Raw genomic sequence first — 23,094 nt, 5'->3', positions numbered from 1 at the left:
AAAATCCCGGAAAATCTTTGATGCGGCTGGACTTAGCGGGAAAATATTGAAAAGCTTGGGGTTGGCGGTCCTCCTTAGCGGGCTGGCTCGGGCGGGCTTGCCAGCCTTCCGCAGACTTACACGGAGGATAGCATATTCGCCTTTTGTTCGTCAATAGCAAAATTGTTACGAATTACGAATTCACGTTTTCTACTTGGAATACAATAAAGTGATTGCGTTTCTGGTTGGCGGACGAGCACAACAGGAATATGGGCGGTGAAATGAGAAGCTAGAAGCCTAGTAGGCGCGGCTGGGATCGAACCAGCAACCACCGGCCGGTAGCCGATCCGTTCGTGCCGGGGGCCTATGGCCCCATCTTCGGCAGGCTAGTACCTGAAATCGAAAAGCTAACCTGGCGCGCGCTGCTATTGTCGTCGTACACGAAACAGCTTGTGGAAATCCAGGGTCAATTCACCAGAGGAACCAAGAAATCTAACGACGGGCCTTCCTGGTACATCCCTACAACGTCCGGCCAGGAGCCCCGCATGTGATATGTTCTCGCCCGGCAGCGGTCCGTGCCCTAAGGAACTAATGCCCGAAGTCCGAGAAGAGGTTGTGAACGTGGCCCTGGCTGAACTCCTTGAAACCAGAGGGCTTGTATCCGTACCTGAAACCATCCGAAAGTCTGTCAAGGGTAAGAGACTACCCGACATCACCGTTGCAGAGTTGATGGGTATTCGCTTGGTTGTCGAAGGTCGATTCGACAGCCCAGCAGCAAAGGTATCGCTGCTCAAAGACGCCAAGCAGCGCGTTGAAGATGGTATCTCCCCGGTCTGCCTGGCGGTTCTCTATCCGAAGGAACTTCGATCAACAAAGACGTTTTCTGAGCTCAAGGTGAGACTCGGACAATCGCGAATGCAAGTACGGGTGGTATCCGAGGCCGGTGACGGTGATGCGTGGAGCGATGGCAGCGTCGATGATATTGCCGAATCCTTACGGCGCGCGTATGAGCTGATCGTGAGCGACGATGTCGTTGTCAAATGCGTCGAGGACTTGGAGCGAGCCATTGATGGATCGAGTGACGCGTTCGTCCATACAAAGGCGATGCCACAACGCTTCCGAGCAACGCTTGGTATTCCTGCCCAGACAAGGGGTAGGACAGAAGATGAAGCGGAGGATGAAGAATAGAGAAATGCCTCCGGTTGATGCAGAGCTCAAGGTTTGCCGCATTGCCGCTCTAACCCTTGTGAATGCAATGATTTTTCATCAAGTCATTGCAACCCGTGATCACAAGATCAAAGCGCTTTCCCGTATCGCTGAAGGAAACAATATCGCCGAATCATTGGTTGAGGCGTGGACCTACATCAAGGACAAGATTGACTATGTACCGATCTTCACAACGGCAACAGAGATAGCCAGAGATCTGGTTGGAGTGCCAGATTCGGATAAGGCGCTCAGGATGCTGGCCCGGTCGGCCCTCCGTATAACTGGACAGAAGGCTGCTTTGCGCCACGATCTAATGGGGCGCATTTATCATCGCCTCCTTGCGGACGCGAAATATTTTGGAGCATTCTACACAACAGTTCCGGCCGCGGCTCTCCTCCTAAAACTTACCCTAGATTACGATGACGAAGATATTGACTGGTCCGATGTAGAGGCTATCAAGAAGCTTCACATCGCCGATTTGGCCTGTGGTACAGGTACGCTCTTGAAAGCTGCGCTACAGACGATTCTGGAGAATCATGTCCGCGCACGAACCGAGTACGGGAGGTTACCCTCAATCCCGGCCGTTCACCAGGCGATGGTTGAGCACGTCTTGTGGGGGCTCGACGTGGTTCCGACTGCCATCCACCTAGCCGGTTCGGCTCTCGCCCTGCATGAGCCTGACGTGGTGTTCTCGGACATGAAGTTGATGACTCTACCAATCGGCGGACCCAAGGATTACCTCGGTAGCCTAGACCTCATTCACGGCCGGAAGGTTGCGTTGCAAGCAGACTTGTACGGACCGCCCGACGCTCCGAAGAGAATGGCGGCGTCCGGGGAAGTCGCAGACACAGTAGAGGTTCCTGAGTTGGACTTGTGTGTCATGAATCCGCCCTTCACGCGCAGCGTTGGGGGAAACCTACTCTTTGGACACGCACCTGAGAAGGAACGCAAGAGAATGCAGGCACGCCTCAAGAGGGTCGTAGCCGAGGAGGGTCTCCCTGCCAATATCACGGCCGGACTGGGTTCGGCATTTGTTGCTATCGCCCACAAGAAGCTCAAACCAAACGGAAAGCTCGCTCTCGTATTGCCGAGGGCGCTGCTTTCGGGCGTGGCATGGCAGGCCACGCGTACGCTCTTGGGAAACAGCTATCACGTTAAGTACATAGTCGTCAGCCATCAGCCGGGATCGTGGAATTTTTCGGAGAATACTTCGCTGAGCGAATGCCTGATCGTTGCCGAACAGATGCCGGGCGGAAATGCCCATCCTACTAAGGTTGTCAACCTTTGGACCAAGCCAAGAAATAGTGTTGAGGCACTGACGGTTGCCGCTCTGGCTCGTTCTCATGAAGGAGCCGCGCTTGATGGCGTTGGGACTGATGAAATCAAATCCGGCGACGTCAAATATGGGGAAATCATCCTGTGCGGCTCGGATCAGATCAGCAGTGGTAACTGGAATCAGGGGGCAGCATTTGCTCAGACGGAGGTATGCCGGGCAGCGTGTTTCCTGGCAGGTTCCCGCGTGTATGTCCCGGGCGCTGGCGTGATTGGGGAAGTCCCGCTCGTAAGACTGAAGGCGATTGCCGATCTTGGTCCGGACAGGAGGGACATCGCCGACGGCTTCAACGACACTAGCAGCGAGACTGAGTATGCTGCCTTTTGGGGGCATGACACCGACACCGTCAGGACAATCCGCCAGCGTCCGAACCGATACTTGGTGGCGCTGGCGAAGGCAAAGAAAGGTCGACCACTTCGAGATGCTGCGCTCCTATGGTCGCGCGCTGGCAAGCTCCTTATCTCCGAGAGAGTTCGCCTGAACACGATCCGCACGTTGGCGATAACGTTTGACGAGCCTGTTCTCTCCAATACCTGGTGGCCCGTCTCTACCTACGCAGAAGGAATCAGCGCAGATGCGCTCAACGGCATCTTGGCTCTTTGGCTTAATTCCTCCTTGGGACTGCTGTCGCTCATGGCCGCGCGCGTCGATACTGAGGGGGCCTGGGTTGAAATGAAGAAGCCGATCCTCGAAGAGATCATGGTGCTCGACCCTCGCGCGCTTGCTGTATCAAGCCGTGATGCGCTCGGCAGAGCCTTCGATTCTGTGAAGCGCATGGAACTTCAGCCATTGCCCCATATGGCGACGGACATGGTTAGAGAGCAGATCGATGAAGCACTGGAGAAAGCGTTGGGATTGAAGGGTACTCTGGGACAGATTCGGTCGATGCTTGCAGCTGAACCTGTTATTTCCGGAGCCCTTCCCTGATCTCCCCCCCGTAACACACTTTGGTAACTATTGAAATTCATATGGGGGATGCAATCTTGCCAAGCAGTGCTTTAATAGCTCTACGAGCGCGGACTGCGCTCCGGCTCGCCGATGCCGCGGCGCGCGGATGTGACGAAGGCGCGTCCGGGAGCATCCAATGAGTCAGGCAGAGATGCTGCTGCGGGTGGAAGGCTTGAAGAAGAGCTTCCGCTCGGGTACGGCGGAACTGGTGATCTTTGACAACCTGTCCTTCCAGGTGGGGAAGGGAGAGATGCTGGCCATCGTGGGCGAATCGGGCGCGGGGAAGAGTACCTTGTTGCACATCCTCGGGGCGCTTGATAGGCCTTCCGAGGGTGACGTATACTGCGAAAAAATCGCGCTGCGGACGCTTTCCGACGACGGCGCAGCGGAATTTCGCAACCGGCGGCTGGGGTTCGTGTGGCAGTTCCATTACCTGCTGCCGGAGTTCACCGCGCTGGAGAACGTCGCCATGCCGCTGTTGCTGAGAGGGCGGCCGAAGCGGGAAGCGGAAGCCGAAGCCGCGAGCTGGCTCGGTGAAGTAGGGCTGGAAGACCGGGCGCAGCACCGCTCCGGCGAGCTGAGCGGTGGTGAGCAGCAGCGCGTGGCGCTGGCAAGGGCGCTGGTGACCGGTCCGCAGATGCTGATGGCGGACGAGCCGACCGGCGACCTGGATGCGCGCACGGCGGAGGCGGTGTTTGAATTGATTCGACGGCTCCATCGCGACCATCGGCTGACCTCGATCCTCGTCACCCACAACCTGGCATTCGCGCGCCGCTGTGACCGCGTGCTGCGGCTCCACCAGGGCCGAATTGAAGAGATTGAATCGTTGGAATCATTGAGTCATTGAATCATCAGGAGTGCAGGAGGCAGGGAGGGCGGCAGCATCGAGCGATAAGCGATAAGCAGTAAGCAATAAGCGATAAGCGATGAGTCGTAAGCGGAAGGCGGATAGCAGGTTTTGAAGGTTGGGGAAGGCCCGCAAGCGCGAATAGGCGCGCCGCGAGGTCTTCCAGGGTGAGACCCCATTGTTCGAAAGATATACGGAGAAAGCGAGACGCGTAATCTTCTTCGCGCGCTATGAGGCCAGCCAGTTCGGCTCGCCGTACATCGAGACCGAGCACTTGCTGCTGGGCCTGCTGCGCGAAGACAAGGCGCTGACCAACCGCTTCCTGCGTTCGCACGCCTCGGTGGAGTCCATCCGCAAGCAGATCGAGGGGCACACCACCATCCGCGAGAAGGTCTCGACCTCCGTGGACCTGCCGCTTTCCAACGAGTGCAAGCGGGTGCTGGCCTATGCCGCCGAGGAGGCAGAGCGCCTTTCGCACAAGCACATCGGGACCGAGCACCTGCTGCTGGGCCTGCTGCGGGAAGAGAAGTGCTTCGCGGCGGAGATCCTGCATGAGCGTGGGCTGCGGCTCTCCGCCATCCGCGAGGAGATCGCGCGCAGCACGCAGGAGAAGGCCACGCCGCAGCGGCAGAAGGAATCGTCGCTGCTCTCGGAGTTTTCCCGCGACCTGACCCAGGCGGCGCTGGACAACCAGCTCGACCCGCTGATCGGACGCGAGCCGGAGCTGGAGCGCGTGGTGCAGATCCTGTGCCGGCGCACCAAGAACAATCCTGTGCTCATCGGCGAGCCGGGCGTGGGCAAGACGGCCATCGTCGAGGGGCTGGCGCAGCGCATCGCTGACGGTGAGGTGCCTTCCTTCCTGGCCGACAAGCGGATTTTGGCGCTGGACCTTTCGCTCATCGTGGCCGGCACCAAGTACCGCGGCCAGTTCGAGGAACGCCTGAAGACCATCATGAAGGAGCTGATGGAGAACCAGAACGCCATCATCTTCATCGATGAGCTGCACACGCTGGTGGGCGCGGGCTCGGCGGAAGGGTCGCTGGACGCGGCCAACATCCTGAAGCCGGCGCTCTCGCGCGGCGAGATCCAGTGCATCGGCGCAACCACGCCGGGTGAATACCGCAAGTCCATCGAGCGCGACCGCTCGCTGGAGCGGCGTTTCCAGTCGGTGAAAGTGCCGCCGCCCAACGAGAGCGATGCGGTGCGCATCCTGGAGGGCATCAAGGACCGCTACGAGAAGTTCCACGCGGTCACGTACACGCCGGATTCCATCCAGTTCGCGGTGGCGCACTCCAACCGCTACATCCCGGACCGCTACCTGCCGGACAAGGCCATCGACCTGATCGACGAGGCGGGCGCGCGGGTGAAGCTGCGGCAGACCTCGCTGCCCGATGAGATCACCGACGTGCAGAAGCGCATCAAGTTCATCGTGCACCGGATGGAGAACGCCATCGCCAACCACGAGTTCGAGAAGGCGCGCTTCTACAGCGACGAGGAACGGAAAGAGCGCGAAAACCTGCGCGCCCTGCGCGAGAAATACCATCTCGACGAATCTTCCACCGGCGTGGTGAGCCGCGAGGACATCGAGGACGTGGTGTCGCGTTGGACGGGCGTGCCGGTTACGGCGGTGAAGGAAGAAGAGTCGCAGAAGCTGCTGCGCATCGAAGAAGAGCTGCACAAGCGGGTGATCTCGCAGGACAAGGCCATCACCGCGCTGGCGCGGGCCATCCGCCGCTCGCGCGCCGGCCTGAAGAATCCCAACCGCCCGGTGGGCTCGTTCATGTTCCTGGGCCCCACGGGCGTGGGCAAGACGGAAGTGGCGCGGACGCTGGCCCAGTTCCTGTTCGGCAGCGAGAAGTCGCTCATCCGTTTCGACATGAGCGAGTTCATGGAGAAGCACTCAGTCTCCAAGCTGATCGGCTCGCCGCCGGGCTACGTGGGCTATGAAGAGGGCGGACAACTGACGGAGCGCGTGAAGCGCGCGCCTTACTCGGTCGTCCTGCTGGATGAGATCGAGAAGGCCCACCCGGATGTATTCAACATCCTGCTGCAGGTGTTCGAGGACGGGCAGCTCACCGACGGCCTGGGCAACACGGTGGACTTCAAGAACGTGGTGCTCATCATGACCTCGAACATAGGCGCGCGCCATTTGCAGAAGCGCTCCGGGCTGGGCTTCCAGTCGGACAAGGAAGAGATGGTCGCCAGCAAGGTGGAGGAACTGGTGCGCAACGAGGTGAAGCGCACCTTTAATCCCGAGTTTCTGAACCGGCTGGACGAGGTCATCCTGTTCAACGCGCTGACCGAGCAGGACCTCATCCTAATCCTCGAGCTCTTGGTGAGCCAGCTCAACCAGAACCTGGCACAGCGGCAGATCACCATCACGGTGAACGAAGAGGCCAAGAAGTGGATCCTCGACAAGACGCTCGGCGACCGCAGCTACGGCGCCCGCCCGCTGCGCCGCGCCCTGCAGAAGTACATCGAGGACCCGCTCTCGGAAGCCCTCATCCAGGGGACGATTACGACGCGGCCGGCGTTCATCGAGGTCTTCCTGGAAGGCGACAAGCTGTTCTACCGCCCCGTGGATTCGAAGGAGACCGACGCGGTGCTGCTGTATGAGAGTTAGAGCAGCGATAAGAAATAAACGGTAAGCGACAAGCCGTCAGCGAGAGCTGGCGGCTTTTGATTTTTTCAAACGCAGAGACCGCAAAGGTCGCAGCAAAGACGGCGCGAACTTCATTCGCCACCGCCTTGTGATGTAGAGTCGCCGCCGACCGGTCAGGTGGCAATTGCTCTCTCGTCCAGCGTCTGGGTTCAGTAGCCGGAGAATTCTTCCGCACGGATGTCTTCGGTAGCGACTCCTGAACTCCTCAGCAGTCCCTGCATGGCCCTCACCATTCCAGCTGGGCCGGCGATGTAGTAGATGGGCGAGGTTGTTGAGTCGACCCAGCGTTCGATCAGCGCCTGGTCGATGCGACCTCGGTGCCCCTGCCATGACTGACTGGAAGGCTGCACGTCAGTCATGGTTGCAATGCAGGTAAACCGTGAATTCTGTGTCTCCAGCGCCTGGAGCTCCGCAAGAAATGCGGCATTTTCCGGACGCCGGTTGGAATAGAAAAGGAACAAGCGCTGGGAAAGCGCATCTTTCGTTGCCTGGAGCGCCATGCTCCGGAACGGCGTGATGCCGATTCCTCCCGCCAGAAAGACAGCCGGGCGTGAGCCATCCCGGTGCAGGGTGAAGGAGCCGAACGGGCCGTCAAGGTCGACCTCCGCTCCAGCCTTCAAGGTCTTCAGGACCCGCTTGAAGGCGGTGTCGCGCAATCGAGTGGCGACGACCAGCTCCGCTTCGTGGGGCGCGGAGGCCAGGGTGAAAGCCCGGCTGTTGCCTTCGGCGTCCGTCTCCGGCGGATCCATCAGCGTCAGTTCGACGAACTGCCCTGCCTCGAAACTGAAGCCGGGTGGCTTCTCCATGCGGACAGCCAGCGTCCTGTCGGCCACCTCGCTGGTTCCTTTGATCCTGACTTTGGCCATTCCTTCCTCGATGTTCTGCGGGCGGCTGCCTGCGGACTGCGCAAGCAGCCGCCCTTCGGGGCACGGCTATTGCAGGTTGAGCGACTGCACCTTGAGGTTGCCGCCTTGACGCTCGCCGGTGATGGTGGCACGCAAGTGGTCGGTCTTCTTGGTGCTCTTGAGAGCGTCTACGACCTTCTGATTGCCCGCTGCATCGAGCTTCAGAAAAGAGCCATCCGCGGTCAGAATGCCGAAACCGCTCTGGGCGCAGGCCAGGGCGCATTTGGTGGTGTGCTCGTCGGGGGCCGCCTTGACCTTCGCACTGCACATCGTGTCCACCACGGTGACGTTCTCCCAGGTTTCCGCTGCTGCGGAAGCCGGAAGGGCAAGGACCAGTACGGCCAGGAAAAGCGCTGCGTTCTTCACTATGTTCTCCTTTTGGAATTAGGGTCGGTCGAAAATCTCAGGCTGCCGTTCGACGGCGCTCCAGCAGCGACAGGGGCAAAGTTGCGCCCGCCGGCTGACGCGCTTCGGTGAGACGCGCCAGGGTGTAGGCAGCGATGGCGATTTCCACATCCCGAACCGCCAGATCGAAAAACATCCCGGTAGTCACCAGGTTGGCGGCGATGGCGAGCAGCCAAACCGCGGCAACGTAGCTGCCCAGCCTTGTCCAGCGCGTCAGAATGGCTAATCCAACAATCATCTCCACGACTCCAACCGTCCGCATGAACGCGGCACCGCTGATCGGCAACAGCTTTTCCATCGTGGGACTCAGGTACATCTGCCAGTCGGTGAGGATGTTGAAGAACTTGTCCAGGCCGGCCAGGAATGGTCCCAAGCCAAGCCCGATTCGCAAAGCCCACCATGCTGAATTCAGGCCTTTTTCGTTGCTATGGATCATCTTGCACCTCGTCCGTTTTTTGGTCTCACCGGTACAGAGTGGCGGAGCGGCGAAGGGTTACAACGCTGGTTGGGAGCTGCCGAGGTCCATGGGCCGGCAGCACAGATCGTGACGACGGGTGAATTCGGCTCAGAATACCCGGCCGAGCCAGCCGGGCTCGCGGATGTGCTCTTCCTCCAGGCGGCGGACACGGGCAGCCATGATCCCAGAGCGGCCCAGGTAACCGACGACCCTCTGCGGGTTTTCCGGGTTGACGACGGGCAGGCGGCCGATGTCGTGACGCAGCATGAGGCTGGCCGCGTCGGAGAGCAGTTGATCAGGGAGGATGGTAATCGGCGCTTCCGTGCCGGCTTCGAGCACGGTGCGCTGGCGGCCATCGGGATGATTGAGGGCGCGCACGATGTCCCCGCGCGTGAGGATGCCGGCCAAGTCGCCGTGGTCGTCCAGCAGCAGAAAGGCATAATGGCGCGTCGCGTAAGGGTCACCGGCGGCCAGACGCTCGGCGAGCGTTTCCATGCGCATGCCGGCGGAGAGGGTGGGGAAGTCGCGGATCATGGTCTCGCCCACGGTGACCTGCTGCAGGACGTCGGCCTCGTAGTCCTGGTGGATGCGCAGGCCGCGGCGGGCCAGCTTCTCCGTCATGATGGAGGTCGGCATCAGCAGCAGGCCGATGCCGTCGGCGATGACCGCCACCAGCATCAGCGGCAGCACGGCGTTGTAATCGCGCGTGATCTCAAAAGCGAAGATGATGAATGTGAAGGTGGCGCGGGAGGCGGCTCCGAACACCGCGCCCATGGCCACCAGCGCAAACGCCCCGGGTGCCAGGTGCGCGCCGGGCACGATGCGGTTCAGCAGGGCCGCGACCACCGCGCCCAGCGCGGCACTGGCCATGAACATGGGCGCCAGCAGTCCGCCCGAGGTTCCCGAGCCCAGCGAGATCAAGAGCGCCAGCGACTTGAACACCAGAACGAGCAGCAGGAGCTGGACAGTGAGCCGGCTGGCGAGGATGTCGCTAATCGTGTCATAGCCCACGCCCAGCACGCGGGGAACGTAGAAGCTGATGACGCCCAGCGCCACGCCGGCGATGGCCGGATGCCACATGGGATCGAGCGGCAGGCGCTCGAACCGGTCCTCGGTCCAATAGAGCGCTTTGGTGAAAGCGACGGCCGCCAGGCCGCACACCAGGCCCAGCAGCAGATAGAAGGGGAGGGCTGCAGGGACGCGGAAATCGAGGCGTCCCACGTCGAACATGGGGCCGGGGCCGAGCAGCATGACGTGGACGCTGGTAGCCAGCGTGCTGGCGATCACCAGCGGAATGAAGGAACGCGTCTTGAACTCGAACAGCAGCAGCTCGATGGCCAGGATGACCGCGGCGATAGGCGTGCTGAAGGTGGCAGCCATGCCGGCGGCGGCGCCGCACGCCAGCAGGACTTTGCGCTCCGACGCCGTGGTGTGCAGGAGCTGGCCGACCAGGGATCCGAAGGCGCCGCCGGTCTGAATGATGGGACCCTCGGCGCCGAAGGGGCCGCCGGTGCCGATGGCGATGGCGGCGGAAAGCGGCTTGAGCAACGCGACGCGCGGCTCGATGCGACTCTGCTGCACCAGCACCGCCTCCATGGCCTCAGGGATGCCGTGCCCGCGAATGCGGGAAGAGCCGTAGCGCGCCATCAGTCCGACTATCAGGCCACCGAGCGCTGGCACCACCAGCACCCAGAGTCCCAAGTGGTGGTCCTGCAGCGAAGGCAGCGTGAACTCCACCCGCTGGAAAAAGACCAGGTTGCTGAAGAAGCCGATGAGCGAATAGAGGCCGTAGGCGATGAAGCCCGCAGCCAGACCGATGCCGCCCGCCAGCAGGGAAACCATCAGCAGCCGGAACTGCGCCGGGGGATGCCCGGGGCTGAGACGTGACGGGCTCATCGTTTGTCCTTGGCATGGGCTGGACGCCGAACCGGCCGGCGGGCTCGGACGGGAGGCTTCGCGATGACGCTCTGAAGGGCGCGGACCAGGGCTGGAGCAGCCACCCGCAACTCGGCGCGATGCTGGCGGGAAAGGCGGTCGAGCAGGCGCTCGCCGCGCGGCGTCAGGCGCAGCAGCACGACGCGTGCGTCCCCTGGGGCGTGATTGCGGGTCACCAGTCCGGCGCGCGCCAGCCGGTTCACCAGTTCTACCGCACTGTGGTGACGGATGCACAGGCGCTCCGCCAGCGTGCGGATGGTGGGCTGAAGCCCGCGAGGGAGGCCACGCAAAGCCAGCAAACCCTGGTGCTGCTGAGGCTCCAAGCCGGCGGCGGCCGCCGCCCGCTGGCTGAACTCCAGGAAACCGCGTATACGGTAGCGGAACTCAGCCAGGGCCTGGTAGAAGGACATGCGATATATATCGTATCACGATATGCATGGCCGAGCCATGAACAAAGTTGCTCCCGGGCGCCGGACCGTGGCACAGTACACCCTCCGGAGCCTGCCGATGAGACTTCTGCGCGCGCAACTCCTGGTTCTCGCCGTCCTGCTCTCCGCTTCCGGGCAGGATGCGCAGAAAGCTGAGGCCCGCGACCCGCTTTGCGGCTACTTCGAATCTGTATTGCGCGAAGCGCCCACGCGGTTCGCGGCGCTGCGCGGCCAGCCCCTGGAAGGATTCACGGCCATGTGGGAAGGCAAGCTGAAAGCGCCGGGCGCAGCCTCGTGCGAGGCCAGTGAGCAGGGCTACTTCTGCTCGCTTGGATTCCGCCCGGACCCGGCCAAGGGCAAGCGCGAGTTCGTCGCGCTGGCCAAACGCGCACGGGCGTGCTTCCCGGCATGGAAGGCGGAAGAGACCCGCGAGGAATCGCAATGGCGCTTCATCCTCGCGCACGAGAAGACGCGCCTCTCGGTGGACTTCAGCGGCCTGGTTCCCTCCGGCGATGAAGAGGACGAGCAGCCGGAACTCACGCTAAGCGTCTACCTCGCAGAGAAGTAAGCGAGCGCCGCACAAGAAGGAAGCCGGCGGCTTTCCGCCGCCGGCTCCCAGAAAACGGCTAACGCTACTGCCTGGCTTCGGACTTCTGCGCCGCCTGCTGCACCTTGGCGGTCTTCTTGCCCTTGGCGGCAACGGCCGGAGCTTCTTCTTTCACGGTCCAGAAGTCGGGGTTGGCGGCCACGATGGCTTCGGTGGGACGGCTGAGGTCGGGCCGCACGGAGATGATCTGGCTCTTCTCCTGCGCGATTCCCTCGCGGGCCACGGCCGAGAAGCGGCGGCGGATGGCGGGAGTGAATACGGCCTCGTGCTCCTTCTTCAGGTCGCGGTCGAGATCGGCGAGCGAGCGCAGCGGGGTGAGGAACAGGATCCCCGGCGTGCCGCCGTACTCGACTTCGTAGGCGGCCCACACCTCATCGATGTTGGCGCGCTTGTGCAGATCGATGGCTTCGCGCTCCATCTCGGAGAAATCCATGCCGTAGCCGGGACGGACCTCGACGAAGCTGACTTCCCAGTGGCGCGCATTGGCCACGTCGAACCTGCCCAGGTTGTAGGAAAGGTCCTCGCGCAGCTTGGCCACGATGTTCTTGCCGCTGCGTTCGGATTCGGCAATGCTGCGGGTGAAGTCGGCGCTCTGGAAGGTGGCCATGGCGGCCTTGTTGAAGCTCTCCTCGGAGCGCTCGACTTCGGCGAAATTATCGGCGAAGGTGAGGAACATGATCTGGTTGGCGTCACCGGTGAAGGGCCGGGCCGCGATCCAGTGGAAGTCGGCCTTGCCGGCGTTCACCGCCTGCCGCACCTGGCGCACGGCGGCATCGTAGGTGGCGCTGCGGCCGGGCGCGGTCTCGGCCTTGAAAATGCGCAGGATCTTGGGCGCGCCCGCGGCATCGCCCGCCAGCGCCACCAGGCTGGAGACGAGCAGGAACGCCAAGAGCAATGCGAAATGTTTCTTCATGGGGAATCCTCCGGATTGTTGGCTGTCAGAACGATGGGAAGCGCGCTCACGCTTCCGGGACAGGAGAAGAAAAGACCGGCACATTCTAGACCCCGGGGCCGGGAATTGCCAGTCAAGCGAAGGAGAAACAGCGGCGCGGGGCGGATACGCCGGTATCCAGTCAGTTACGGCAAAGGGCTTGCATCCGAGAGCAAGGTGAGGCGGAATGACGCCAGCAGTGCAACGGGCGAGCGAGCACGCCGGAAAGGCCGCGCGCGGATACGCGCCGTGGGCGGCGATGACGGGAGTCACCGTCCTGCTCGCGCTGGTCGCCGGCGGTTCGCAGATGGCGGCGGAACGCTCCGCGCAACGATTCGCCCAGCGGGTGGAGCGGCTCTCGGCCGAACTGGAGGCGGTGCGCCAGGAACAGGCCATGCCTGCGGTGGTGCTGAACCGGCACCGCGACTCCATCGGTTTCCTCTACGGGACCTACACCTTCAGCGGGCGGCCCGCGGTTGTGGGCCGGCGCGGGAAGCTGCGCATGCGTTTTTCCGGCACCGGGTTCGTGGTGGGCGCGGGGCTGATCGCCACCAACCGCCACGTCGCCGAACCCTGGTTCGAAGACGAACAAGCGGAAGCGCTGATGCGCCGCGGCGCGCGGCCCAAACTCGAGCGCCTGGAAGCCTTCTTCCCCGGAGTGGGCGAAGGGCTGCGCGTCACCAAGGTCACGGTCTCGGACGAAGCCGACCTGGCCGTGGTGAGCTTCGAGCCGCAGGCTTCGGCAGCAAATCTGCGGGCCTTGCCGCTGGCCGCGCGGCCCGCCGTGCCGGGCGATCCGGTCGTGGTGGTGGGATATCCGATGGGCACCGCGGCCATGGTGGCCAAGAGCCCGCGCGCGGTCTACCGGCGGCTGGTGAATCGCGAGGACGAGATGGCGGTGACCCGGGAACTGGCCAGCCTGCTGCTCATCCGTCCTTCGGCCACGTTCGGCCACCTGGGCGACGTGGTCGGCCACAACCTGATCTACGACGCGGCCACGGCGCACGGCGGTTCCGGCGGCCCGGTGTTCAACGCCCGCGGGGAAGTGATCGGCATCAACGCGGCCTATCTCGAAGGCTTCTCCGGGAGCACGCTGGGCGTGAGTGTGGAAGCCCTGCGCCCGCTGATGCAGGAAGCCCTCTCCGGCCTGCAAGGGGACGAGCGCGCGTACTCAATGCGCTGAGCGGTGGTTGCAGAGGCGCTCGATCTCGGCGCGAAGCTGGTCGAAGTCGATGGGCTTGCTGAGATAGGCGTCGAAGCCGGCCGCCAGCATCCGCTCGCGGTCGCCGCGCATGGCAAAGGCGGTGAGCGCGATGACCGGCAGGTGGGACAGACGGGCATCCGCGCGCACCTGGCCGAGCACCGCGTAGCCGTCCAGTCCGGGCATCTGCACGTCCAGCAGGACGAGGTCGGGCGGCAGCTCGCGCAGCTTGCGCAGAGCGGCCTCGCCGTTTTCGGCCTCGATGACCTCGCAGCCCAGGGCTTCCAGCACGTCGCGGATCAGCTCCCGGTTCATGGGATTATCCTCGGCCAGCAGGATGCGCTTCATGGGCGAGCGCCCTCCGCGGTGCGGGAGACTGCGGCCTGCACCTGAGCCAGCAATTCCTGCTTCCAGGACGCGTTCTTGCGGAAGAAGGCTCGGGTCTGCTGGCGAAGGAACTCGACGTCCACCTCGGTGAGGTCCTTGGCGGTGAGAACGAAGACGGGAATGTCGCGCAGGGCGCCATCTTCTTTCATCTGGCGGATGACCTCGAAGCCGTCCACTTCGGGCATGAGCAGGTCGAGCAGAAGGCCGTGGGGCGGATGGCGGCGCATGGCTTCCAGGGCTTCGCGACCGCCGGAAGCCTTGGCGATGCGATAGCCGGCAGCCTCCAGCACTTCCGCCATCATCTGCAGGGCCTGCGGTTCGTCATCGACCACCAGGATGGAGGGCCGGCCGTCGGTGCGCGGGAGCCACTTGCGGACCGCCTGCAGAAGCACCTGCTTGGGCACGGGCTTGACCAGGTAGTCGGCAGCGCCCAGCGCGAACCCCACGTTCCGCTGGTCGACGACGGAGACGATGATGACCGGGATCCAGGCGGTGGAACGATCGGCTTTGAGCCGGCGCAGAGTCTCCCAGCCGTTCTTGCCCGGCATGAGCATGTTGAGGGTGATGGCGTCGGGCTGCAGGTCGCGCGCTTTCTGTAAGCCTTCGTCGCCGGAGGCGGCGGTCGCAAGCTCATATCCCTGAGGCGAGAGGTACTCGACCAGCAGCTCGCGTGCGGCGGGCTCGTCGTCCACGATGAGCACAAGGGGCTGGACGCGGCGTGAAGCGCGAGGACGCTGGGGAGCGGGCTCGCGGGTGACTTCGGTGGGCAGCGCAGCCGGCAGCGCGAAGGTGAACCGGCTCCCCCGGCCGGGCTCGCTGGCGACGCGGATGGTTCCGCCCTGCTGCTCGACCAGGCGGCGCGTGATGGCCAGGCCGAGGCCGGTGCCTTCCTTGAGGCCGCGGGCGCTGTCGCCGACCTGGCGGAACTCATCGAAGATGACTTCGAGTTCGTCGGCAGCGATGCCAACGCCAGTGTCGATCACGGAGACCTCGACGAAGGCCCCGCACAGCGCGGATTCGACCGAGACGCAGCCGCCTTCGGGAGTGAACTTGATGGCGTTGGAGATGAGGTTGTAGAGGATCTGCTTGAAGCGGATGCGGTCGGCGAACACGCGCAGGTCGTCCATCCGGGTCTGCAGGCGGACGCGGCGGCCGAGCGACAAGGGACGGATGGTGGTGAGCACTTCCGGGAGGGCTTCGGCGACGGAGAACGTTTCCGGACGGAACTCGATTTGGCCGGCCTCGATCTTGGAGAGGTCGAGGATGTCGTTGATGAGCTGGAGGAGGTGGCGCGCGGCCTGGCGGGCGTGCTCGACGTAGCGGCGCTGTTTGGGGTTGAGGGCGCCGGCGATCTCCTCGCCCAGCAGGTCGGAGAAGCCGATGATGGCGGTGAGCGGAGTGCGCAGCTCGTGGCTCATGCTGGCCAGGAAGCGGCTCTTGAGCTGGGTGGCGTGCTCGGCTTCGCGGCTGCGTTGTTCCAGCTCCTGGTTGGCGGCGGCGAGCTCGGCGTTGAGGCGGCGGAGGTCCTCCTCGAGCTGCTTGCTGCGGGTGACGTCGGAGACGATGCCGGAGGCAAAGACGCGACCCTCGGCCTGGTAGACATGGTCGGCGTGCACGTGTACCCAGATCCAGCGGCCGTCCTTGCGCTGGATGGGGTATTCGACATCCAGAGGCGCACGGGTTTCGAACATCTCGCGGTAGGCGTCGCGGGCGCGTTGGGCGTGATCGGGATGGACGCGCTGGAACCAGACCTCGGGCCCGCCTGCTTCGATCTCCTCTGCGGTGAAGCCGGAGAGGCGCTCCATGTTGGAGCTGATGAAAGTGGCGCGGGCTTCAGAGTCGGCGGTCCAGACCACGTCGGGGATGTGCTCGACCAGGGAGCGGTAGTTTTCCTCGCTGCGGCGCAGAGCCTCTTCGAAGCGCTTGCGCTGGGTGATGTCGTGGCTGACGACCACGGCGCCGCGAATGCGGCCGCGATCGTCGAGCAGCGGCCGGCCGGAAGCCTGAGCCCAGCGGCCTTCGGTCTGGCCCGGGTGGCGGACGAAGAACTCGATACCATCGGTGGATTCCCCCCGCAGGGCACGGGCACTGGGAAGATCGTCGCTGCGAAAAGGAGTGATCCGGTCGGGGTAGTAGAGCCCGTAGAATTCGGGCCAGGAGGCCGGGTCGGCCGGTACCGGTCCGCGGCCGAGCAGTTGTTCCGCTGCCCGATTGAAAACCAGGAAGCGCCGGTCCTGGTCCACCACCACAACGCCATCGCCCATGCAGTCGAGGATGGACTGCAGGATGCGGGTCTGCTCGCGGAGTCCTTCTTCGGCCTGGCGGCGCTGCCGGTCGAGCCGGTCCAGGGCAACGGCGTTGAGCCATGCCAGCGCGGCGAAGACCATGGCGCTGGCGGTGGTGAACAGGGCCACGCCGAAGTGCATCCCATAGAGACTGTGAGCTTCGCCTTGCAGGCGGAGCCAGTCCAGGACGGTGGGGGTCAGCAGGGCGGCGGGGAAGAGGCGCCGCGCCATCATGCCGCCCGTGGTGTCGCCGGCAAACGCGACGGTCGGCCCCTGCTCGAGCCGGGAACAGATGATCCCCAGGCTGAGCAAGAAGAAAGTGGCTGCGGTGTGGAGCGCGATGGCGGTGAACGGTCCCTGTCCGTAGAACTGGCGAACGCCGTAGAGGTAGCCGATCAGGCCCAGAAACGAGGAGAGGAACACTGCCGCGGCAAGGCAGAAGCGCAAGAACTGGAGAACGCGCCGGGGCGTCTCCAGCAGGAGGAGGGCTGCACCGAGCAGGAAAAAGTTCAGGGCGGTGACCGGCGCCATGCGGCCGGGATGAGAGGTATCGACGGCGGGCGCAGGTTCGGGGAAGAGCAGTTGGTCGATTCCCGCGTTCCAGTTGAACAGGTATTGACTCAACGTGAGGGCGCCGGCCAGGGTGACCAGGGCGGCGCAGGCGAAGCCGGTGAAGTGAAGGCCAGACTTGCCGGCTGAGACCGAGTCGGGCGCAAGCAGCCAGAGGGCGAGGCCGGCGAGCGCAAAGCTCAGCGCAGTGTTGAAGTTCATGGCGACCAGGCCGGGAAGGACGCTTTTGAGCGTGGCGAGGTCGAAGAACCAACCACCGAGGACAACGATGCCGACCAGCATGGCAACCACAGCGGCGGCGCGTGCGAACCGGCGGAACGACCGGACCAGAGCCGAGACCGCAGGCTCATCCCGGGCCGCTTCTGCCATCGCACTGGACGCGCTGTTCATAGCCAAACCGGCAGCGCTCGACGGAAGGGCTGACGGGTCCTAACGGACCCAACCCCGCTGGGGCGGGCGATGCAGGAGCAGATAAGGCACCGTGCTGCCGCGCATCGCATGCTCCCGCAGGCGCGCCTGGGCTTCCGCCGGAGACAGCTTGCGCAGTTCCGGCTTCTGATAGGGACGCTTGGATGGGCTGCCGTTGGCAGCTGGTTTCATGCTGATCCTCCGCGAGGACGGCGCCAGCCACGCGGGTACCGCGCGCGCAGGCGGCGCAACCTTCATGCTAGGCGGAGCTGCGGGCGTGGCCGGCCGGGAAAACGCACGGCGGAAGGAGGGCGCATCCACTTACGGGACAAGGCCCACTTTGGGAAAGATGCGTCGCGGCCATTTAGAATGGCGGTTCCCGATTCGCAGCCGGAGGCGAGGACGAGGCCGTGATCTCACGCTACACGCGCCCCGAGATGGGGCACATCTGGACGGACGAGAACAAGTTCCGCATGTGGCTGGCGGTGGAACTGGCGGCCACCGAGACGCTGGCCGAGGCCGGGATCGTGCCCCGGGAGGCGGCCGAAGCCATCCGCGCCAAGGCCGACTTCAACGTGGCCCGCATCCTGGCTATTGAGGCGGAGGTGAAGCATGACGTCATCGCCTTCACCACGGCGGTGGCGGAGCACATCGGCCCGGAGTCACGCTGGCTGCACTACGGGCTGACCTCGAACGACGTGGTGGACACGGCGCAGGCGCTGCAGGTGAAGGCGGCGTCGGAAATCCTGCGGCGCGACCTGGAGAAGCTGAGCGCGGTGCTGAAGCGGCGCGCGCTCGAGTTCCAGCGCACGCCCATGATCGGACGCACGCACGGCGTGCACGCCGAGCCCATCACCTTCGGGCTGAAGCTGGCCAACTGGTACAGCGAGATCGAGCGGCAACGGGCTCGCCTGGAACGGGCGGCGGAAGAGATGCGGGTGGGCAAGCTCTCGGGCGCGGTAGGCAACTGCGCGCATCTCGATCCGGAGCTGGAAGAGAGGATCTGCGAGAAGCTGGGCCTCGAGGCGGCGGCGGTGTCGTCGCAGGTGATTAGCCGCGACCGTCACGCGCAGTACCTGGCGACACTGGCGGGCATCGCGTCGTCGCTGGACAAGTTCGCCACGGAGGTCCGGCACCTGCAGCGCACCGAGGTGCGCGAAGCGGAAGAGTTCTTCAGCGAGAAGCAGAAGGGCTCCTCGGCCATGCCGCACAAGCGCAATCCGGTGACCTGCGAACAGATCAGCGGGCTGGCGCGCGTGGTGCGGGCCAACGCGCAGGCGGCGCTGGAGAACGTGGCGCTGTGGCACGAGCGCGACATCTCGCATTCGTCCGTCGAGCGGGTCATCCTGCCGGACTCCACCATCCTGGTGGACTATCTGCTACACAAGACCACTGACCTGATCGACCGGCTGCTGGTCTATCCCAAGCGCATGCTGCAGAACCTGGAGAGCACCGGAGGGCTGGTGTTCAGCGGGCAACTGCTGCTGGACCTGGCGGAGAGCGGTCTGTCGCGCGAGAAGGCCTACCGCATGGTGCAGCGCCACGCCATGCGGGCGTGGAAAGAAGGCGGCAACTTCCGCGAGATGGTGATGAAGGACAAGCAGATCACCGCGCGGCTGCCGCGGAAGAAACTGGAGCAGGCGTTCGACCTGAAGCGGCAGTTGCGGAACGTGGACAAGATCTTTGTTCGCGTGTTCGGGAAGGGTTCGCCGCAGAGAACGCAGAGAACGCGAAGAAAGAGCGGGAGATAACGGCAACCCCTAGATCCTTCGCTCCGGTTTCCGGCGCACGACCAGCGGCACCGCGCTGCGCGCATTGCCGCTGGGGCGTATGGGCGCGGGAGCCCCTTCGTCGCTCAGGATGATGGCATCAGGGTCATGGACGACAGCCGACAACCTGATTGCTGATGGCGGATGCCGATTCCTGACTGCTGACTGCTGACTGCTGACTGCTGACTGCTCTGGTTCTCGTGGCCGCCCTCAGTTCGGATAGCGCAAATAGCCCAGGCCGACGCGCATGTTGTGATGCACGCTGGCCGGGACGCTGACAGCGAAGGCCAGTCCCAGGATGAAGTGGGCCAGGGCGAGCGGGTAGACGTTGCGGGCGTGGCGAAAGACGTCGCACGAGATGAGGCCGAAGAGCAGTGTGCCCAGCACCATGGATTCATTGGGGATGTGGGCCAGCGAGTAGAGCAGGGCGGCGGCCAGCACGCCGCGGCGTCCGCTGTCGAAGGCGCGCTCCAGCCGCAGGAAGAAGAACGACTGCAAGAGGAACTGTTGCGCCAGCGCCCAGGGCAGGTAGAGCAGGGCATGCACCAGGGCGGGCCGGCTGCCGAACAGAGGATGCAGTGTGCCTTCCAGCCAAGCCGCGAGCAGCATGATGCCGGCCCCGGCAAGGGCGCCGGGCACCATCCACAGCGTATCCCGGAAGCCGCGCGAACCCAGGCCGAGAGTGCGAAAGCGCTTGCGGCCGACGATGGTCGAGGCCAGCACCCAAACCATGGCCGCCACAGACCACCAGAACTGCTGCGGGCGCGGAGTCCAGAGGGCGGCCTCGATCAGGGCGTAGGCGACGGCGACTTCGAGCAGATCACGGAACATGTGGTTCATGCAGTCATGTGGTCATCTTGTCATCGGCAACATCACAGCCGGTTGATCAGCGAGGCGACGTAGCCGGCGCCGAAGCCGTTATCGATATTGACGACACTGACGCTGGAGGCGCAGGAGTTGAGCATGCCGAGTAGCGCGGCCAATCCTTCAAACGAAGCGCCGTAGCCGACGCTGGTGGGCACAGCGATGACGGGAACGCTGACCAGGCCTCCCACCACGCTGGGGAGCGCGCCTTCCATGCCGGCGCAGACGATGACGACGCGGGCGCGGGTGAGCGAGTCGCGGTGAGCGAACAGGCGGTGGATGCCGGCGACGCCGACGTCGTAGATGTGCTCGACGGTGTTGCCCATGAGCTCGGCGGTGACCACGGCCTCCTCGGCCACGGGGATGTCGCCGGTCCCGGCAGAGACGACGACAATGCGTCCTTTGCCGTGCCGGCGGTGGTCGCGATGCAGCACGATGGCGCGGGCCAGCTCCTCATAGCGAGCGCGGCGTACGCGCCTGCGGACCGCAGCGTAGTGCTCGCGGGAAGCGCGCGTGGCGAGGACGTTCGAGCCGTGGCGAGCCAGACGCTCGAAGATGCGCGCCGTCTGAGCGGGCGTCTTGCCTTCCGCCAAAACGACCTCCGGCATGCCGGCGCGCAGCGGGCGGTGATGATCCACCTTGGCGAAGCCCAGGTCCTCGAAGGGCATGTGGCGCAGGCGGCGGACGGCCTGGTCGGGTGAGAGGCGGCCGGTGCGAACTTCATGGAACAGCTTGCGCAAGGCCTCGGGATTCATCGGGGAGCGATAAGCAATAAGCGATTAGCGACTAGCACTCAGCACTCAGCAATCAGCAATCAGCTTAACACCTTCTCTGCATCAGGCTGAGTGCTGACGGCTGAATGCTGAGTGCTAAGATTGACGCCCATGTCCATCCCACCGCAGAACATCACCGTGGCCATCACCGGGGCGAGCGGGGCGATCTTCGCGCGCGAGCTGCTGCGACTGCTGGAGCGCGACCAGCGCGTGGCGCACGTCAACCTGGTGGTCTCCGAGCACGCTCTGCGCGTGCTGGCGGAGGAGCTGGGCCTGCGCGGGCGCTCCAACCTGGTGGCGCAGGTAGTGGGGCGCAAGTCGAAGAAGATCCGCGAGCAGAACAACGCCAACATCGGCGCGAACATCGCCAGCGGGTCATATCCGGCCGACGCCATGATCGTGATCCCGTGCAGCATGGGGACGCTGGCGCGCGTCGCCAATGGACTGGCCACGCGGCTGGTGGAACGGGCCGCCGACGTCTGCCTTAAAGAGAAGCGCCCGCTCGTGCTGTGCGTGCGCGAGACTCCGCTGAACAAGATCCACATTCGCAACATGTATCGCGCGGCCGACGCGGGGGCGACCATCTTCCCTCTGATCCCTGCACTATACAACCGGCCGTCGGGGGCGGAAGCGATGGCGAAACAGTTCGCCTGCCGCGTGCTGGCGCACGTGGGGCTGGAGCAGAAAGGGATGTATCGCTGGGAGGGGTAGGCGGATCACCGTTTTCCCAGGTTGCTTGCAACGTCTCCGAGACGCAGCAGGCTGCGTCTCTACGAATGGGCCTGGAGGTGCGACCTGCCGAGGCCCACTTTTCCGGCTACCGAAGCCAGAAGAGCGACGCGGCCAGGGCGATTGCCATGGCCAGAAGGAAGGCTCCAGCCTGGAGACGGAACGTTCCTCTTCCCAACACGACGGCCAGCAGCATCTTGAGGATGGTGTTGGAGAGGACGCCGACGGTAAGGGCCCGGGCGCACAAGGTGACGGCCATGTCGGCACGCGACATCGAGATGGTGAGCGCGTCCATGTCGGTGAGCCCGAGGACGGCGGCCGAGACCAGCAACCCGGCGTCGCCGAAGCGCTGTTCCATGGCATGCACGCCGAACAGCACTACCTGAAACAGTGCGGCCATCTGCAGCGCGCTCCACACCTGCAGAGGGTTCTTCATCTCCACCGGAGCTGCAACCTGATCCGGCGCGCGGCGCAGAAGCGGCAGCAGGAACACCGCGCCCACCAGGAACGGCGCAGCAAAATAGGGAATGAGGGCGAGCGTGAGCGGAGGTTTGAGCACGGTGGTGGCGGTGAGCACGCGAAGAAACAAAACCGTGCAGGCGCCAACCACGCCCAAAGCGAGCGGGCCGCGCATGCGTTCCTCCGCGCGGCTGAGGCGGGCAAATGTGAAGGTGACGTTGGTCGAGGAGACCATGCCGCCCAGCAATCCGGCCAGCGGGTAGCCGAGGCGGTCGCCGACCAGACGGCGAGCGATGTATCCGCCGAAGCTCAGGCCGGAGAAGAACAGGGTCAGCAGCCAGAGCAGGCGCGGGCGGATGCCGCCCAGCGGTCCGTAGGGGCCCTCGGGCAACAGCGGCAGGATGACGACGGCCATGACGGCGAAGCGGATGCCGGCGCGGAGCGAGACGTCGTCAATGCGGGCCACCATGGCGTGGAGCTGCGATTTTTCCGCCAGCAACAGGACCGTAAGAGCAAAGATGGCGCTGGCCAGACGCAGGTGTCCGATGCCGCTGAGCAGGCCTGCGCCCAGCACCACCAGCGCCGCGACCTCGGTGGTGGCTTCCACGCTGCGCCGGGCCGCGGAAATGTAAGCGGCCAGCACCAGGGCCGCAGCCGCGGACAGGAGGATGGCCGCGAACGCGGTGTACTGGAGGGACCAGAGCCAGCCGGCCATGCCGGCCATCCCGCCCAGCAGGGTGAAAGTGCGGATGCCGGCGAAGCGGGCGTCGGGTCCGGAGGCGTGGCCGGACCATTCGCGCTCCAGGCCGACCGCGGCGCCGCCCAGCGCCGCCGTCACCAGGCCAGCGATGCTTTCCAGTTCGGCAGGCAAGGGGAAGAAGCGTAGCACGAGAAACAATGCAGAATGCAAAATGCAAGAACGCAGTGGCAGAGCGGATGCGATGCTTTCAAAGAGATTGACGGGGCGCGCGGGAGCGTATTAGGGTTCGAGGTACACGGGAAAGGA

The 23,094-nt window shown here is 64.1% G+C and carries 20 protein-coding genes; 8 read left to right on the top strand and 12 right to left on the bottom strand.

Annotation, left to right across the window (positions count from 1 at the left end):
* The first annotated feature begins 594 nt into the window (after positions 1-594).
* From VNK82_02895 to VNK82_02880, 4 genes are all read left to right on the top strand, one after another.
* Complete coding sequence (locus VNK82_02895; protein HXE89888.1) at positions 595-1,167, top strand: hypothetical protein; 573 nt, start codon at positions 595-597, stop codon at positions 1,165-1,167.
* Positions 1,109-3,445: a hypothetical protein gene (locus VNK82_02890; protein HXE89887.1), complete on the top strand. Its 2,337-nt coding sequence runs from the start codon at positions 1,109-1,111 to the stop codon at positions 3,443-3,445. Before VNK82_02895 ends, VNK82_02890 begins: the two co-directional genes overlap by 59 nt.
* A gap of 157 nt (positions 3,446-3,602) precedes the next feature.
* A complete protein-coding gene (locus VNK82_02885) occupies positions 3,603-4,313 on the top strand; it encodes an ABC transporter ATP-binding protein (protein ID HXE89886.1) in 711 nt (236 codons plus the stop codon).
* Between the two features lie 178 nt (positions 4,314-4,491).
* Complete coding sequence (locus VNK82_02880; protein ID HXE89885.1) at positions 4,492-6,936, top strand: ATP-dependent Clp protease ATP-binding subunit; 2,445 nt, start codon at positions 4,492-4,494, stop codon at positions 6,934-6,936.
* A 188-nt stretch (positions 6,937-7,124) separates the two neighbouring features.
* On the opposite strand, the gene VNK82_02875 is transcribed toward VNK82_02880, so the two are convergent.
* The 5 genes from VNK82_02875 to VNK82_02855 all read right to left on the bottom strand — a co-directional run bounded on the left by VNK82_02875 (position 7,125) and on the right by VNK82_02855 (position 11,087).
* Positions 7,125-7,841 (bottom strand): FAD-dependent oxidoreductase, encoded by a 717-nt coding sequence (locus VNK82_02875; protein HXE89884.1) that lies wholly within the window; start codon positions 7,839-7,841, stop codon positions 7,125-7,127.
* 66 nt (positions 7,842-7,907) lie between these two features.
* Positions 7,908-8,246, bottom strand: a complete 339-nt coding sequence (locus tag VNK82_02870; protein ID HXE89883.1) for a hypothetical protein — start codon at positions 8,244-8,246, stop codon at positions 7,908-7,910.
* A gap of 37 nt (positions 8,247-8,283) precedes the next feature.
* Complete coding sequence (locus tag VNK82_02865; GenBank protein ID HXE89882.1) at positions 8,284-8,721, bottom strand: hypothetical protein; 438 nt, start codon at positions 8,719-8,721, stop codon at positions 8,284-8,286.
* A gap of 129 nt (positions 8,722-8,850) precedes the next feature.
* Positions 8,851-10,638, bottom strand: a complete 1,788-nt coding sequence (locus tag VNK82_02860; GenBank protein HXE89881.1) for a chloride channel protein — start codon at positions 10,636-10,638, stop codon at positions 8,851-8,853.
* Positions 10,635-11,087, bottom strand: a complete 453-nt coding sequence (locus VNK82_02855; GenBank protein ID HXE89880.1) for a MarR family winged helix-turn-helix transcriptional regulator — start codon at positions 11,085-11,087, stop codon at positions 10,635-10,637. Before VNK82_02855 ends, VNK82_02860 begins: the two co-directional genes overlap by 4 nt.
* 97 nt (positions 11,088-11,184) lie before the next feature.
* Between VNK82_02855 and VNK82_02850 the strand changes: the two genes are divergently transcribed.
* Positions 11,185-11,673 (top strand): hypothetical protein, encoded by a 489-nt coding sequence (locus VNK82_02850; protein HXE89879.1) that lies wholly within the window; start codon positions 11,185-11,187, stop codon positions 11,671-11,673.
* 64 nt (positions 11,674-11,737) lie between these two features.
* On the opposite strand, the gene VNK82_02845 is transcribed toward VNK82_02850, so the two are convergent.
* Positions 11,738-12,625 carry a hypothetical protein gene (locus VNK82_02845; protein HXE89878.1) on the bottom strand — a complete coding sequence of 296 codons (888 nt, stop codon included), beginning with the start codon at positions 12,623-12,625 and terminating at the stop codon, positions 11,738-11,740.
* Positions 12,626-12,830: 205 nt separating this feature from the next.
* On the opposite strand from VNK82_02845, the gene VNK82_02840 reads away from it, so the two are divergent.
* Positions 12,831-13,826 carry a serine protease gene (locus VNK82_02840; protein ID HXE89877.1) on the top strand — a complete coding sequence of 332 codons (996 nt, stop codon included), beginning with the start codon at positions 12,831-12,833 and terminating at the stop codon, positions 13,824-13,826.
* Here the strand turns inward: VNK82_02840 and VNK82_02835 are convergent.
* Genes VNK82_02835 through VNK82_02825 form a run of 3 tightly spaced genes read right to left on the bottom strand, consistent with a single transcriptional unit; the run spans position 13,815 to position 17,686 of the window.
* The gene (locus tag VNK82_02835) at positions 13,815-14,192 is read right to left on the bottom strand and encodes a response regulator (GenBank protein ID HXE89876.1); all 378 of its coding nucleotides are present in this window, start codon (positions 14,190-14,192) and stop codon (positions 13,815-13,817) included. The genes VNK82_02840 and VNK82_02835 overlap by 12 nt on opposite strands.
* Positions 14,189-17,455 carry a response regulator gene (locus tag VNK82_02830; GenBank protein ID HXE89875.1) on the bottom strand — a complete coding sequence of 1,089 codons (3,267 nt, stop codon included), beginning with the start codon at positions 17,453-17,455 and terminating at the stop codon, positions 14,189-14,191. Before VNK82_02830 ends, VNK82_02835 begins: the two co-directional genes overlap by 4 nt.
* 60 nt (positions 17,456-17,515) lie before the next feature.
* Positions 17,516-17,686, bottom strand: coding sequence for a hypothetical protein (locus tag VNK82_02825; GenBank protein ID HXE89874.1), 171 nt, complete (start codon positions 17,684-17,686; stop codon positions 17,516-17,518).
* 218 nt (positions 17,687-17,904) lie between these two features.
* On the opposite strand from VNK82_02825, the gene purB reads away from it, so the two are divergent.
* Entirely contained in the window at positions 17,905-19,245 is a 1,341-nt protein-coding gene (gene purB / locus VNK82_02820; protein ID HXE89873.1) for an adenylosuccinate lyase, read from the top strand.
* A 228-nt stretch (positions 19,246-19,473) separates the two neighbouring features.
* Here the strand turns inward: purB and VNK82_02815 are convergent, their stop codons facing one another.
* The gene (locus VNK82_02815) at positions 19,474-20,103 is read right to left on the bottom strand and encodes a CPBP family glutamic-type intramembrane protease (GenBank protein HXE89872.1); all 630 of its coding nucleotides are present in this window, start codon (positions 20,101-20,103) and stop codon (positions 19,474-19,476) included.
* A 32-nt stretch (positions 20,104-20,135) separates the two neighbouring features.
* Positions 20,136-20,882, bottom strand: coding sequence for a nickel pincer cofactor biosynthesis protein LarB (gene larB / locus VNK82_02810; GenBank protein ID HXE89871.1), 747 nt, complete (start codon positions 20,880-20,882; stop codon positions 20,136-20,138).
* A gap of 129 nt (positions 20,883-21,011) precedes the next feature.
* Between larB and VNK82_02805 the strand changes: the two genes are divergently transcribed.
* A complete protein-coding gene (locus VNK82_02805) occupies positions 21,012-21,611 on the top strand; it encodes a UbiX family flavin prenyltransferase (protein HXE89870.1) in 600 nt (199 codons plus the stop codon).
* A 106-nt stretch (positions 21,612-21,717) separates the two neighbouring features.
* Here VNK82_02805 and VNK82_02800 read toward each other — a convergent pair whose 3' ends face one another.
* Positions 21,718-22,959: an MgtC/SapB family protein gene (locus tag VNK82_02800; protein HXE89869.1), complete on the bottom strand. Its 1,242-nt coding sequence runs from the start codon at positions 22,957-22,959 to the stop codon at positions 21,718-21,720.
* Positions 22,960-23,094 lie beyond the last annotated feature (135 nt).

The organism is Terriglobales bacterium, from assembly GCA_035573675.1.
GTDB lineage: Bacteria > Acidobacteriota > Terriglobia > Terriglobales > Acidobacteriaceae > DATMAB01.
The sequence above is the reverse complement of the archived record's forward strand: the minus strand, read 5'-3'. Positions and strand labels throughout refer to the sequence as shown.